Source organism: Paenibacillus sabuli (assembly GCF_014705605.1).
GTDB classification, from domain to species: Bacteria; Bacillota; Bacilli; order Paenibacillales; family Paenibacillaceae; genus Paenibacillus_D; species Paenibacillus_D sabuli.
In genome coordinates, this window is the sequence record NZ_JACXIZ010000027.1 from 40188 (window position 1) to 53155 (window position 12968).

The 12968-nt window shown below is 56.9% G+C and carries 14 protein-coding genes; 5 read left to right on the forward strand and 9 right to left on the reverse strand.

All coding sequences use genetic code 11. From position 1 onward, the window contains the following. Nucleotides 1-13: 13 nt before the first annotated feature. The 3 genes from IDH44_RS16115 to IDH44_RS16125 all read right to left on the reverse strand — a co-directional run bounded on the left by IDH44_RS16115 (nucleotide 14) and on the right by IDH44_RS16125 (nucleotide 4241). Nucleotides 14-1171 carry a mannitol-1-phosphate 5-dehydrogenase gene (locus tag IDH44_RS16115; protein ID WP_190919373.1) on the reverse strand — a complete coding sequence of 386 codons (1158 nt, stop codon included), beginning with the start codon at nucleotides 1169-1171 and terminating at the stop codon, nucleotides 14-16. A 184-nt stretch (nucleotides 1172-1355) separates the two neighbouring features. After that, nucleotides 1356-2288, reverse strand: coding sequence for a manganese-dependent inorganic pyrophosphatase (locus IDH44_RS16120; protein WP_190919375.1), 933 nt, complete (start codon nucleotides 2286-2288; stop codon nucleotides 1356-1358). 108 nt (nucleotides 2289-2396) lie between these two features. Continuing rightward, complete coding sequence (locus IDH44_RS16125; RefSeq protein ID WP_190919377.1) at nucleotides 2397-4241, reverse strand: FAD-dependent oxidoreductase; 1845 nt, start codon at nucleotides 4239-4241, stop codon at nucleotides 2397-2399. A 433-nt stretch (nucleotides 4242-4674) separates the two neighbouring features. Between IDH44_RS16125 and IDH44_RS16130 the strand changes: the two genes are divergently transcribed. After that, nucleotides 4675-5406, forward strand: a complete 732-nt coding sequence (locus IDH44_RS16130; RefSeq protein WP_190919379.1) for a YqaA family protein — start codon at nucleotides 4675-4677, stop codon at nucleotides 5404-5406. A 23-nt stretch (nucleotides 5407-5429) separates the two neighbouring features. Here the strand turns inward: IDH44_RS16130 and IDH44_RS16135 are convergent, their stop codons facing one another. The 4 genes from IDH44_RS16135 to IDH44_RS16150 form a co-directional block, all read right to left on the reverse strand. Then, a complete protein-coding gene (locus IDH44_RS16135) occupies nucleotides 5430-5789 on the reverse strand; it encodes a Lin0512 family protein (RefSeq protein WP_190919381.1) in 360 nt (119 codons plus the stop codon). Between the two features lie 27 nt (nucleotides 5790-5816). Next, complete coding sequence (locus tag IDH44_RS16140) at nucleotides 5817-6170, reverse strand: thioredoxin family protein (RefSeq protein WP_190919383.1); 354 nt, start codon at nucleotides 6168-6170, stop codon at nucleotides 5817-5819. After that, the gene (locus IDH44_RS16145) at nucleotides 6167-6784 is read right to left on the reverse strand and encodes a pyridoxamine 5'-phosphate oxidase family protein (RefSeq protein ID WP_190919385.1); all 618 of its coding nucleotides are present in this window, start codon (nucleotides 6782-6784) and stop codon (nucleotides 6167-6169) included. The genes IDH44_RS16140 and IDH44_RS16145 overlap by 4 nt, the downstream gene beginning before the upstream one ends. 104 nt (nucleotides 6785-6888) lie before the next feature. Continuing rightward, nucleotides 6889-7809, reverse strand: a complete 921-nt coding sequence (locus IDH44_RS16150) for a MarR family transcriptional regulator (protein WP_190919387.1) — start codon at nucleotides 7807-7809, stop codon at nucleotides 6889-6891. Nucleotides 7810-8067: 258 nt separating this feature from the next. On the opposite strand from IDH44_RS16150, the gene IDH44_RS16155 reads away from it, so the two are divergent. Next, nucleotides 8068-8250 carry a hypothetical protein gene (locus IDH44_RS16155; protein WP_190919389.1) on the forward strand — a complete coding sequence of 61 codons (183 nt, stop codon included), beginning with the start codon at nucleotides 8068-8070 and terminating at the stop codon, nucleotides 8248-8250. A gap of 215 nt (nucleotides 8251-8465) precedes the next feature. Continuing rightward, nucleotides 8466-8900, forward strand: a complete 435-nt coding sequence (locus IDH44_RS16160; protein ID WP_190919391.1) for a hypothetical protein — start codon at nucleotides 8466-8468, stop codon at nucleotides 8898-8900. Between the two features lie 417 nt (nucleotides 8901-9317). Here the strand turns inward: IDH44_RS16160 and IDH44_RS16165 are convergent, their stop codons facing one another. Beyond that, complete coding sequence (locus tag IDH44_RS16165; protein WP_190919393.1) at nucleotides 9318-10034, reverse strand: sialidase family protein; 717 nt, start codon at nucleotides 10032-10034, stop codon at nucleotides 9318-9320. Between the two features lie 160 nt (nucleotides 10035-10194). Here IDH44_RS16165 and IDH44_RS16170 point away from each other — a divergent pair, with 160 nt between their 5' ends. Both IDH44_RS16170 and IDH44_RS16175 read left to right on the forward strand, forming a co-directional pair. Continuing rightward, the gene (locus IDH44_RS16170) at nucleotides 10195-11403 is read left to right on the forward strand and encodes a glycosyltransferase family 2 protein (RefSeq protein WP_190919395.1); all 1209 of its coding nucleotides are present in this window, start codon (nucleotides 10195-10197) and stop codon (nucleotides 11401-11403) included. After that, nucleotides 11404-12495, forward strand: a complete 1092-nt coding sequence (locus IDH44_RS16175) for a glycosyltransferase family 4 protein (protein ID WP_190919397.1) — start codon at nucleotides 11404-11406, stop codon at nucleotides 12493-12495. It begins immediately after the preceding gene. Here the strand turns inward: IDH44_RS16175 and IDH44_RS16180 are convergent. Continuing rightward, a complete protein-coding gene (locus IDH44_RS16180) occupies nucleotides 12492-12839 on the reverse strand; it encodes a YxeA family protein (protein WP_190919399.1) in 348 nt (115 codons plus the stop codon). The genes IDH44_RS16175 and IDH44_RS16180 overlap by 4 nt on opposite strands. Nucleotides 12840-12968 lie beyond the last annotated feature (129 nt).

The following is a 12968-nucleotide window of genomic DNA, read 5'->3' on the forward strand; positions in this document are numbered from 1 at the left end:
TCGTCGTCCTTCGTCAAGCCTTGTGCGCGCGCAGCTCTTCATAGGCCATTGCGATCTTGGCATGCAGCGGATGCTCCGCGGCGATGCCGAGCAAGTCCGAGAGGACCCCGTCCAGCCCCTTGTCCGCCAGTGCCTGCTGGAGCTTGACCGCCTCGGGATCCTCGGCGTAGTCGAACAGCAGCGCCGCCGCCATCGCCTCGGCCAGCCGGTCGCAGGACAAGCCGTATTGATGGGCCTGCAGCGCCGGCTTGACGAGCCGGTCCCCCGGTCCGAGCTTGCGGATCGGCGAGCGCCCGACGCGCACGACCTTGTCGATCAGGCCCGGATTGGCGAAGCGCTCCAGCGTACGCTCGGCATACGCCTCGTTATCGCGCTTCTCAAAGCCGTGCTTCTCGATCAGCATCGCGCCGGTCTCGCGCAGCACGCCGCGGACGCGCGCCATCACGCCCGAATCGGCGAGCGCCTGCTGGATCGTCTCGTAGCCCTCCAGGTAGCCGAAGTAAGCGGCGCAGGCATGACCGGTATTGACCGTGAACAGCTTGCGCTCGATATAGGGCTTGAGCGCATCGACATACTTGACGCCCTTAATCTGCGGGTAATCCTCGAACATCATCGAACGATCGACGATCCATTCGTAGAACAGCTCCACGCGCACCTTCAGCGGGTCGCCCTTGTGGCGCTGGTTCGGCACGATGCGGTCGATCGCCGCATTCGGAAAGGCGATGTACCGGTCCGCCAGCTCCTGCAGATCGTCGTGAAAATAGCTATATACCCATTTCTTCAGCAGCGAGCTGCCTTTTTTGGCGTTTTCGCATGCGATAATATGTAACGGGCGGGGATGCTCCAATAACCGCTGGGTAATGCCTGCGGCAATCGATTCGGCGATATGCTTGAGCGCGGATGTGCCGACGGCCGTCGTGATCAGATCAGCCTCGACGATCGCCGCTTCGATTTCCTTTTGCTTGCGGGTATGAATGGCTCGAACGCCTTCTACCTCCAGCGTTTGTTCTTGTTCGCCCGCCATGACAACGGTATAGCGTTGCTCCCGCTCGATCAGCGCCACTTGCTTTTCATTGCGCGCGACGAAGGTGACGTCGTATCCGGACTGCGTGAGCAGCAGCCCGACGAGCCCCCTCCCGATGTTGCCGGCTCCGAAATGCAATGCTTTCATTTTTGCAGCTCCCCTTTCGCTCCGGCCTTGCGCGCAGCCGTTTGCAGCATGGAATTATTGTAGCGTAAGTGCTCCACTAAGGGCAAATGCAGGCCCCTGGATAGGAAATCAAACCAACTAAACAAACAAACAGGCAAGAGCGTCTGAGCCCTTGCCTGTTTGATATGCAAAACGTGTCGTTCAATTACTTGGCCGCCAGCGCCTCGGTCAGCACCGGCACGATCTGCGATTTGCGCGAGACCACGCCTTTGAGCAGCGCCTGGTTGTTGGCGAGGTTAACGCCGAAGGCCTGCTCGACCGCTGCCGCGGAGCCGCCCAGCGCGACCGTGACGGAATCGTTGTTCAGGATGTCGGTGACGACGAAGACGAACAGATCGAGACCCTGCTCGGCGATCACGCCCTGCATTTTCGACTCCAGCTCGCCTTGACGGCCGATGACGTCGTTGGTGTCGACGCAGTTGACCTGGGCGATGCGCACCTTGCGCTCGCCCATCGTGAAGTCCTTGGCGTCAAGCGAGAGCAATTGGTCGATCGTTTTGTCGCTCAGGTCTGCGCCTGCCTTGAGCATGTCGAGCCCGTAGCTATCGGCGTCGACGCCGGCCAGCTCGGCCAGCTCGCGCGCAGCGGCGACATCCTGCCCGGTGCAGGTGGGCGACTTGAACAGGAGCGAATCGGAGATGATGGCAGAGAGCATGAGGCCGGCGATCGGCTTGTCGATGGCGATGCCGTGCTCCTTGTAGAGCTTGTTCAGGATCGTGGCCGTGCAGCCCACCGGCTCCGCCCGGTAATAGAGCGGCTGGCTCGTCTCGAAATTGGCGATGCGGTGATGGTCGATGACCTCGGTCACGCGCACCGATTCGATGCCGTCCGCGCTTTGTTGGCGTTCGTTGTGATCGACGAGGATGACCTCCTCCGCCTCGCCCGCCACGCTGCCGATCAGGCGCGGCGCCGCTACGCCGAACCGGTCCAGCGCGAATTGCGTCTCGCCGCCGACCTCGCCCAGCCGCACGGCTTCGGCTTCCAGGCCGAGCTTGTTTTTCAGATCGGCATAGGCGATTGCCGAGCAGATCGTGTCCGTATCCGGATTCTTATGACCAAAAATCAACGTTTTCCCCATAGCAGCAAAACTCCTTTTGTTTCGTATAATAATATTAAACGGCGCGGTACCGCCGCTTCGCTCGCTTTCATTATACACATATTTCTCCGATAGAAAAAGTATAGAATATCATTCAAACGTCATGCCCAACTGTCCGGCGGCCAGATCGCGAATGAGCAGGAATACATCGCCGTTGGTCAGCTGCTCGGGATCGGCGACATGCGCCAGCGTCTCCGCCGCGATCAGGCCGAGCTCGACCGTCTGCGCGGCTGCGCCCTCGTCTTGCAGCTCGTGGCCGGTGGCGGCGAGCACGAGCCGCGCCGCTTGATCGAGGGTAAGCGCCAGCTTGGGCCACTGCGCCGGATCGGTGCTGATCACGCCGGACGTCACATCCCCGGCGAACGCCTCCTGATGCACGGAGCCGACGCGGCGCAGCGCGTTGATGAAGCGCTGCACATTGGACGGCTCGTCGAGCTGCCAGGCGTCGTTGGTATAGCTGCCGGAGGTCAGGGCCAGGCTTGCGGCCGCGACGAGTCCGGGATACGCCTTGTGCTGCGTATAGCCCGGGGGATCCAGCTGCTCCGCCTCCAGCTTCATGCCTTGGGCGGTCAGCCGCCTCCTCAGCTCGCGCACCGCCTCGGGGTCGGCGGCCAGCTCGCGATAGCCGAGGCCGCGTTCCATCGCCAGCTCTGCAGCCGCGCCGGCCGCTTCGCCGGTCGCCATCCCGAGCGGGATGACGCGTGCGCTGCCGTGCGGCACCGAGTCGAAGCTCGCCGCGCGTCCGACGACGAGCAGGTCGTCTACCGCGAGCGGGATCAGGCAGCGCAGCGGCACGCCGTATTGCTCCGGATTCATCAGGATCGTCCCGCCCGAGCCGTCGCTCGAGCTCTGGATGTCGACCGGATACGAACCGTAAGCGATCGCATCGTCGAAGTCCCGATTGGCCAGCAGATCGGAGAGCCGCAGCCGGTACTCGCCCCGGATGTGCCGGGATTCCCGAATATAGAGCTCGTCCGCGGTGCCGGCATACTCGAGCGTGGCGAACGCCGGGAAGCGCTCGCGCAGGTAGGCCGCGATGCGCGGCGCTTCGCGGTGCCCGCGCTCCAGTCCTTGCGCTACCGACGCCGGATCGAGCGGATCGATGCCGTACAGGTGCATGGCGTTGATCAGGATCGTACCGTCGTTTTGCCGCCCGATGTTGAGGCCTCTGATCTTGACGCGCTCGGGGTCGCTGGACGGGTAGGCGCTCGCTTCGTTGTATCCCCAGATGCTCATGCGGTCCATCTCCGTATCCGGATAGTCGCCCAGCTGCTCCCACACATCCTGAGTCACGCCGCTCATCCGGAAGACGAGCGTAGCGACCATGCGCGCCTCCGGATCGCCGATGTCCTCGCGTCCGACTGTATAGGGCGCGCCTGCCGCAGCCGCAATATCGCCGTCCTGGGTCGCGTCGATGACGGTGCGCGCTTGCGGCTGCGCCGTCGTACCGTCCGCGAGCGCGAGACGCATGCCGCGCACGCGACTGCGGCCGTCTCGGCCGGCTTCGGTCAGCGGCTCCATGCTGCGCACGTGCATCAGCAGATCGATGTTCGGCTCGTTTTGCACCATTTCGTAGAAGGCATTGGCCGCGCTGATGGTGTCGAAGGAGCTGCCTTCAACTTTGGCGTACCATTCCTCGAAAATGCCGCCGTTGAGCAGGCGCGGTCCGCGCAGCAAACTGAGGAGCCGCTGCTGCTCGGGCGCGTAGTTGAAATCGAGCGTATTGAGCCAACCGACCGTCATCAGGCCGCCGAGCCGGTCGCGCCGCCCCTGCTCGACCAAGAGAACCGTCAGCCCGTTGCGGGCGGCGGAAATGGCCGCGACTACGCCTTCGGGATCGGTACCCGCGACGATGACGTCGTAGCGCTCTGCCGGCCCCGCGACCGACTCGACCGGCAGCAGCAGCTGCGGCTGCGCGTGGTTGACGTATTTCATTTGCGAGCTCCAGTACCAATAAGCCGCCGCAGCGAGCGCGACGATGCATGCAAGCACCGTTATGAGCCGGGTGAGGGTGCTTTTCCTGTTTCGTGCCAGTACCAATTCACATTCCGCCTTTACCGTGTTGTACGGTTTCCAGTATACCCAAATGACGGCAAACCCGGCAAGCGCCTTATCGGCGGCTACCCGGGTCCTTAAGCTCGACTTTCGTCCAGGCGTAAGCTCCCCCTTGCGCCGCTGTCACACAATTGTCATAGACGGTAAACTGAATTTAAACCGAATTGCGTTACTTTGGCACGTTCTGATTCGTATGTAAGAAGAAGAAGACGGAACTGCAACAAAATGGTATACTTTGAAGATCGCACTTCGGAACGAAAAGGGCGCGGCCCTCAAGAGGCCGTGCTTTGCCAGCCTAGAAAGGAGTTTACGGTTGTTATATGAACTGATTGAGTGGCTGAAGGAATTTGGCGCCTTGGGGCTGTTCATCCATTCGTTTCTCGATGCCATTATATTTCCGATTCCGGCTTTTTTCCTGCAGGTGTCGCTGAGTCTGCTCGATCCTTCCTCTGCGCTCTGGCTGGCGACTGTCGGCTACATCGCTTGTCTGCTCGGCACCCCGATCGGCTACCTGATCGGCAAGCTGCTCGGGAATGCGCTGCTCTACAAGCTGCTCAAAAAGGAATGGATCGACCGCGCGACAGCCATGTTCCAAAAGAACGGCGAAACGGCCATTCTCGTCGGCTCGTTCACGCCGATTCCGTTTAAAGTGTTCACCATTATGTCCGGCTGCATGAATTTCCCGCTCTGGCGTCTGCTCGGCTATGCCGCTCTCGGGCGTGCGGTCAAATTCTATGTCGTCGGGGCGATGTTTTACTTTTACGGACGCGCCGCCGAAGGCATGGTCAAGGATGTCTCGCTGTACATCTTCATCGGCTCGCTGCCGCTCATCGGCCTCTATCTGTGGCTGCGCCGGAGGCGCCGCCTGAAGCGCGAGGCCTTGCGGCAATCGAAGCTGGCGCAGGCCGAGGATGGCGATTCGCAGACGGAGCAAGCGCCGGATCTGGAGTCGGCTCAGCCCGGCCTCGTCCTGGAGCAGCAGCCGCGAGTTACCCGACACGGCATGCACGCCAGCCAAGAAAAAAGCGTACCGCCCGAGCAATAGGCGATACGCTTTTTGCTTTAGCCTTAGTAACCGACCTCGACGGCCGCCACGACGACATAGATCAGATCGTTTTTGTCGGCCTTGTCCGGCAGGACGACGCCGCTGCTCGTCAGCATGCCGCCGTCCGTCAATTCCACGGTGACCTCGCCGTAGGGCAGCACCGCCTTGATCCGCTCCAGATCGAGCCGCTCGCGATCGCACGGTACGGCCAGGCGGACATGCACCTTCATGTTGTCCAGCTTGCCCTCCGGCAGGAGGGCGCGCAAGCCGGGCATCGAGTTGCGGTGGATCGCCTGCTCCACGGCTCTTACCGCGGCCTTGGTGATGTCCTGGCCATGCAGATCGGTGCCCATGCCCAGCTCAATGAAAACGCAGTGCTCCATGCTCATCCCCCTCGTAAGCTATCCCTATTATTCGGTATCTGACGTGCGCCGGACGTCTGCCGCGGCATGCGCGGCAAGCAGCCGCTGCAGATGCTGGACCGAGCGCATCGCATATTCGATATGCACCGCGTCCTCGCCGTCGAGCAGCACGAGCGCAGGCACGCTGGCGATGCGCCAGCGCTCGCGCAGCAGCGGCGCGTAGTTGACATTCAAGCGGGCAAGCGGCAGCGGCGCGCCCATCGCCGCCGCCACCTCGAGCATCCGCGCCCCCATCTTGCATGTGCCGCAGAGCGGCGTATACACGAAGATCGCCTGCCGCGTGCGCGGCGAGTCGGGCGCTGGTCCTAGCGCCAACAGCTGCGCTTCCGTCGTCTCCTTCATCGCCCCGCCGCCGTCTCGCCCGGACCTCGCGTATCGTCGCGCTCGCCCGCGTCCGACTGCTCTGCCGCGCGGCCGAGCGGGGTCGGAAGATCATCCAGGCTGCGGCTGTTGCGGGTTTTGCGATACTGCTGCAGACCGCGCTCGCCCTGCTGCGCCGCCCAGCGCTGCAGCGTCTCGCGCTCCCCCTCGTAGGCCATGAACGGGATCGAGTAGCCGCACGAGGTCTGCACGAGCGAGATGTCCATCGCGATGATCTGCCGCGCGCCGGGCAGCAGCGTGAAGGACGGGGCCAACTCCTCCCATTCGGCCGAGCCCGGAAGCACGACCGTACCTGTGCCGTACAAGCGCAAAATATTCGGCGCGCCCTCGAAGGCGCAGAACATCATCGTCAGCCGGCCGTTCTCGCTCAGATGGGCGCTTGTCTCGTTGCCGCTCCCGGTCAGATCGAGATAAGCAACCCGGTGCGGCGACAAAATGCGCAGTGTATCGTGCCCCTTGGGCGACAGATTGACATGACCGCTGGCATCGAGCGGCGCGGAAGCGACAAAGAACAAATGCTGCTCGCGAATAAAAGCTTCATGCCGCGGCTGCAGCGCATCCCAGCGTTTCCCCATGGATAGCACCTCCTGATTGCAGTTCGTGCATCCATTGTATCAGATTGCGCGCTTCGACTCACGCCTTCTATCGCCATTGCCTCCTCTTGCAATCGAATACGCGCTCAGGTAGCGGGCTCGCGCGGACTGCCTGGACGAGCGCCCCCGCCCAGCCGGCGATGCAGCGCCTGCGCCAGCTCTGCGGTCGTCTCCCACATGAGCGGTTGAATCCATTCGGACACGCTCGCCGCCCTTCGGCCCGCCGAATACGGCTGGGTCCAGATGACCGGCTTGTTCATGCCCAGCGCCAGTCCCGCTCGAAAGTACACGTCCTGGGCATGCTCCGCCAGATCGGCCAGCACGAGCGTGCTGCGGGATATGCGCAGCTCGGGCTCCTCGCCGCCGGGTTCCGCTTCCAGCAGCACGGGCTTGTAGCCGCATTGCGCCAGCACGGGCAGCACGTTCTCCGCCCACTCCGGCCCCATGCGCCCGGGATCGGCCAGCAAGACGACACAGTGCTCGTCCGCTCGCGCGGCCGCCTCCGCACCGGCCGTCTCCCACCCGGCTTCGGTGAGACGCAGTGTGTAGCCCTCGCGCTCCAGCAGACCTGCGTCGACCAGTTGGGTCATGATATAGACCAGCTCCTGCAGATTCGGCGAATAGGTCAGATTGACCTGCCGCTGCAGCTCGCGCAATACGACGCCTGCGCGCCGATCGCGGCTGTGCCGCCGCACGTAGCAAAGCAAACGCTTGCCCTTGTCCTCGATCGACTGCGGCACATCCTCCAATGCGGCGATCCGGGCCAGGGCGGCGGCGTCCAGCTCGGGCTGCTCGCCCTGCTCGCTTCGTTCGCGCAGCGCGCCCGAGACAAGCGGCAGCAGCTCGCCCCGGTCTTGCGGCGATGCGTCGCGGAGCGCTTGTTCCGCGCTTGTGCAGAGCAGATAGGCTTGCTCCGGTGCGCAGCGGCAACCATGGTAACGTACGCCTTCGGCGTTTGCTTGTACTTGAACCGTTTCGTGACAAAACGGGCATCGTTTTTTTTCCATCCGTTCGTATCCCCCTCAGCAGTAAGGTACGCAGCTCGGCAATTCAATATGCGACCAACCGAGATTGTACCGAATGCGAAGCAAGCGAGGCCATTAAGATTTTCTCACCGCCGGCTGCATCCCTTCGGGCATTTGGAAAGGTCTGGATCGGACGGAAGCCTCCGCCTCGCTCCCGGCGCCGAATCGAACGTTGCGCATGAGATGAAAATAAATTAACGATCTATGGTAAAATGAATAACAAGGAAAGGAGGAGCTGCGTTGGAGTCGCGTAAAAATCCGCTCTTTTTGTCAGTGATTGGTCTTTTGATCGTCATTTTCGGCGTCGTCGATGTCATGTACGTCAACAAATTGCTTGGCGGCGCGCTGCTATTCGCTGGCCTCGTCTTGGGTGTAACGGGGATCGTCCGCTATTCCAAATGGAAAGAAAAGCTGGGTTCCTGAGCTGTAAAGTTTTTTGTTTTTAAACGTTACGCGGTTTCATTATTTGCCTAAAGCCCTGCCGGCCGGCAGGGCTTTTTCCGGTGAAACGGCTTGCCCGATTCGCCTTGGCGCACCTCCAAAGCATGCTGAAAGCAATGCCCGTTTTCAGAGATGTCCAAGCCATTGCGTAATCATTTTCATATAGTAGCTTACCATAGAAGAATGGAGATGATAGAATGGCTTCCACATTTTTGGATCTAAAGACGTCGCAGAACGCCAGTTATGCAAACTCGATTGCAATCCCGATCTCTGTTATTAACGCACCGCAGTTGATCGCGCAGCAAACACTGGATTTGTCCGGCGGTACTGCAAACTTAACGCGAGTGGATTTTTCAGGTGTATTGGCCGTACAGCTTCCGCTCTTGCCCGTGGCGACGACTGTTACGGTACAAGTTGTACGCGGAGCGACGATTTCCGACGTCATCGTATTTTCAGCAGCCGAGAACTTGGACCTGTCGTTGTTAGGCCCCCAGCTCATTGCCTTTTCCGGTTCGGATTTTAATGCTCCGAACATCTTGAATGCGGTATATACGGTGTTTGTCCGAGTATCGGCGCTCGGGACGATACGCGTAGGACCGGAAAGCTTTAATTTTATCGGGGTCACAAATTAAAATGGAATGGCAAGGCGAAACGAGCCAGCCGTTTTTTACGGCGCAGCGCGTTTCGTTCCGAGAAAGTTAGACAAGTATAGGCCAGATCATATAATTTCTATACTTTCAAGGCGAAACGAGCCAGCCGTTTTTTACGGCGCAGCGCGTTTCGTTCCGAGAAAGTTAGACAAGTATAGGCCAGATCATATAATTTCTATACTTTCAAGGCGAAACGAGCCAGCCGTTTTTTACGGCGCAGCACGTTTCGTTCCGAGAAAGTTAGACAAGTATGGGCCAGATCATATAATTTCTATACTTTCAAGGCGAAACGAGCCAGCCGTCCTTTGGTGGCGACACAAGTTGCGAACAGCCGGGGCTCCCTTTTGGAGCCCCGGCTGTTTTTTTATGCTCCAGAATGCGCTTTAAGCTTTTACGTAATCACAATGTTGGAATAACCGGAAAATATGGTCTGGGAATTAATAAATCACATTGTGCAGCCCCGTTATTGGGACCATTGGAGCGGTCCGCGGAAATGTTGGCAAATGTCAATACACGAAAGGCATACCCTGCCACTGGCAAAAAGGTCCGGACCAGGACAACCGAAGCGACCTGGATCGGCGATTGAAACGAAGCGCCGCCATCCGCAGATGGGCGTACAAAGAACTGAGCGTTGGCCTCCGTTGTAATCCATGCCGTGTATAGATTCCCGGTTAAATCAACTGCAGCGTCCGGTCGCTCGACCTGATCGTCCGGATTCGAAAGCAAGACAGGCTGATTCCAGGTCTGACCGCCGTCGGTGGAGCGGCGAAAAAAAGCTGTGGAACCAGCGCTGTTATCGACATTGAACTGATGATTGGACAGCACGTAAAGATTGCCCGGGTATGGACTGGATTGTCCGGTATCCGCCAATACATGGGTCTCATCGTTGTTGATGTAGGTGCCGAAGCCGGGCATGACAACAATTGGCGCTCCAAAGGTAGCCCCATTATCCGCGCTGACATAGAGGAGTGTCGTGCCATCGGTTTCACCCGGGAACGCGTGCGCCGTAATATAAAACAAGTTAGGAAAGGCGTACGTGACGACTGCCGCTTCAGCTCCGGTAAAGCCCGCGGGCAAAGAAAGAATCGCGTTGCTCCAGTTTGCCCCGCCATCCAACGAACAATAGACGCCGGTTCTCGGACTGCCTGTGCCTGCGGCTGTGCGAGGTCTAAATCGTTGCCCTTTTTTTTATCGCATCGTTTTCTTGGATTCCCGCACATTCAAGCGTCAAGCTTTTACATATGATAGGTGTATAAACGTTAGCGAGGTGGCGACGATGGTTGACCTGGGCATAGTCATGCCGCTATACAAGCAGGATTTCAGATTTTTAAAGGAAGCCATTCAGTCCATTCAATCCCAGACCTTCAAGGAATTTATCGCCTACATTGTCGTAGACGGCGCGCCTGAAATGGAACCACTTGTCCACGCTTTGATTCATACCGATTCCCGTTTTATCGTCCTGCGACACACAAAAAATCTCGGCGTCGCGCAAGCGCTGAATACGGGGTTCAGCACACTCTATCGACAGGAAACAATTAAATATTTGACCTGGGTCTCAAGTGACAATGTGTACGAGCCATCCTTTCTCGAGATCATGCGGGAAAAACTTGAAAAAGGCCCGGATCGGCTTGGATTGGTATATAGTTCCTTCCATACCCTGTCCAATTCCGGGGTTTTGTTAAGCGATGAGTTTGAACTGGCCGCTTTGCGAAAATATCAAGCTCAACCCAAGGAAAGCCTTCTCGATTCTTGCATTATCGGCGTTTCGTTTATGTACAAATCAAAGTTTGCCAAGCAAATTGAAGGCTACCATATGGTGCCGGTGGAAGATTACGAATATTGGCTGCGTCTGACCGAGCGATGCGACATTCAATACATTCCCGTCGAATTGATGAAGTACCGGGTCGATTCCACGTTTAGTGTGTCGTCAACGCTTAAGACAGCGACCAACTATCGGCGCTGGCGTTACAAGTATCACCTTGCCAGACACGAGGCGCGCATTAGAAGAAATATATTCCCTGAAATTACATTGATTGTTTCGGTCACTCGAGCGGACGAAGAGGCGGTTAAACGAATTGAGAATGTGTATGAACAAACGTTCAGCAATTACAATCTTGTCATTATTGACGCTAGTCTGAACCGACAGGCTACTCGTCTGCTTTCGTCCATCCCACATCCAAGAACCAGTTTTCGAAAGCATGCTGTGTTGCCGCGATTGATTGAAAATTACAACTATATATCGACACTACGCACACCCTACGTCATGATGCTAGATGCGCCTTTGTTCAAATTGGAAACCGACCTGGACGTGCTTGTCACACAGTTGAAAAAGAACGATTCTGCCGCAGCCAACTCTTATACCGAGACACATTCCGATGTTTGTTATTATCATGAAATTCCCAATGCTGTATCATTAAATCGGCAAAACGTATTGTTTCGAACAAGTCATCTTGCGGCTTACCTGAAACAGAAAGGGCGTTCTTAAATGAAAATACTTTTCACTTTTTTTAATCCCAGCGGAGGAATGGAAACCTTAAATCGGACGAGGTGTGAAGCGCTGTCCAGAGTGGGAATTGAATGTCATCTCTTGTATACAAACGACGGCGACGGAAAAAAAAATATTCGTGCAATTCCTACTTTTATTTTTAAAGACGAAGACAAAATTAATGCCCTTATTGCGCGAGAAAACTACGATGCAATCATCGTTTGCTCGGATATCGCCCTCCTTCAACAAATAAAAAGAATGAATTATGGCGGCTATATCGTTTTTGAAATTCAAGGATTGGGCACATATGAACATGCGCGGCTTATCTTGGAGCAAATGAAGGCTGCCATTTTATCCTCAGCCGATGGTTTACTGTATCCGAAAACCGCTCATTTGGTCCAAATGCTGACCGCCGCATTTCCGAATAAACTTCATTTTTGCTTTGATGATCCGGTCGATACGCTCGCATTTGGCTATACCACCTATCCCAAAAAATCATTTCCAATTGTAGCTTGGATCGGAAGAATAGAGAAAAATAAAAATTGGCGTGAATTTTTAAGAATCGGTTCAAAATTACGGGAACGTTTTCCATCATTGTATTTGTGGTTATTTGACGATGCCGAGTTGTTTGAAAAAAGTGAACTTGAAGATTTTTATGTTTTAGCTGCTGAGCTTGGATTATCGGACTGCCTCATTCGTCAATCCAATGTTCCACACGAATTAATGGCAGACTACTTATCCTTGATTGGGGATTCCGGCGGTTGTTTATGTTCGACCTCCATAACCGAGGGGTTCGGTTACGCTGTTGCAGAAGCTATGCTTTGCAGATGTCCCGTACTGTCGACGAATTCGGACGGCGTAAAAGCGTTTGTTATTCCCGAAACCACCGGAATGTTTTATGAAATTGGAGACATTGACCAAGCAGCAGAACTCGCAACAACACTAATGAAGAACGAGGCCTTAAGAAGCCGCATCGTGAATGAAGCCGAAATGTATATCAAGGCTCGTTTTTCCGCTGAAAAATACGCCAGTCACTTTTGCGCGATGATCAAGCGTTTGGAAAAAGGACAAAAGCAAAAAAACCGCTTTTAACCTTGATGCAAACGGGTACGCGCGGATGCAGGCAGCTCTTCGACGTCCACTACGGTCCATGACGCGACATAGGCGCCCTTTGCCTCCATTCGGACGAGCGCGCGTCGGTCGAGCTGACCCTGCACCTCGAGGACGACCGTAGCTTTGTCCCCCGAAGGCGTGTAACCGTTCAACCGGTACAGGTACCCGCCTCCGTCCGCTTCCATGCCGAGCTGATCGACCATCGCGTATATTTCCTGTACTTGTACGAGCGGATTGATCCGGTCGGACAAGGTTTTGGGCAGCGCCATCATCACCATGGCGGCAATGACAAGCGTCATCATGAATCCGAATCCCTTGCGCATGATGTTCATCCTTTCTTTCGCGTCCTTCGCTACTCTCAGTGTACCGGCACACATTTACCGGCGCCTTCGATTTTCCTTAAAATTTTCTTACGATTGTGTAAGCAAATGCTTATGCCAAGCGCCCCGGCT

Bases quoted from the DNA above. Each gene is read 5' to 3' on its own strand.
- IDH44_RS16170 (WP_190919395.1), top strand. From the start codon at position 10,195: ATGGTTGACCTGGGCATAGTCATGCCGCTATACAAGCAGGATTTCAGA.
- IDH44_RS16175 (WP_190919397.1), top strand. From the start codon at position 11,404: ATGAAAATACTTTTCACTTTTTTTAATCCCAGCGGAGGAATGGAAACC.
- IDH44_RS16120 (WP_190919375.1), bottom strand. From the start codon at position 2,288: ATGGGGAAAACGTTGATTTTTGGTCATAAGAATCCGGATACGGACACG.
- IDH44_RS16115 (WP_190919373.1), bottom strand. From the start codon at position 1,171: ATGAAAGCATTGCATTTCGGAGCCGGCAACATCGGGAGGGGGCTCGTC.
- IDH44_RS16180 (WP_190919399.1), bottom strand. From the start codon at position 12,839: ATGCGCAAGGGATTCGGATTCATGATGACGCTTGTCATTGCCGCCATG.
- IDH44_RS16125 (WP_190919377.1), bottom strand. From the start codon at position 4,241: ATGAAATACGTCAACCACGCGCAGCCGCAGCTGCTGCTGCCGGTCGAG.
- IDH44_RS16135 (WP_190919381.1), bottom strand. From the start codon at position 5,789: ATGGAGCACTGCGTTTTCATTGAGCTGGGCATGGGCACCGATCTGCAT.
- IDH44_RS16140 (WP_190919383.1), bottom strand. From the start codon at position 6,170: ATGAAGGAGACGACGGAAGCGCAGCTGTTGGCGCTAGGACCAGCGCCC.
- IDH44_RS16160 (WP_190919391.1), top strand. From the start codon at position 8,466: ATGGCTTCCACATTTTTGGATCTAAAGACGTCGCAGAACGCCAGTTAT.
- IDH44_RS16150 (WP_190919387.1), bottom strand. From the start codon at position 7,809: ATGGAAAAAAAACGATGCCCGTTTTGTCACGAAACGGTTCAAGTACAA.
- IDH44_RS16145 (WP_190919385.1), bottom strand. From the start codon at position 6,784: ATGGGGAAACGCTGGGATGCGCTGCAGCCGCGGCATGAAGCTTTTATT.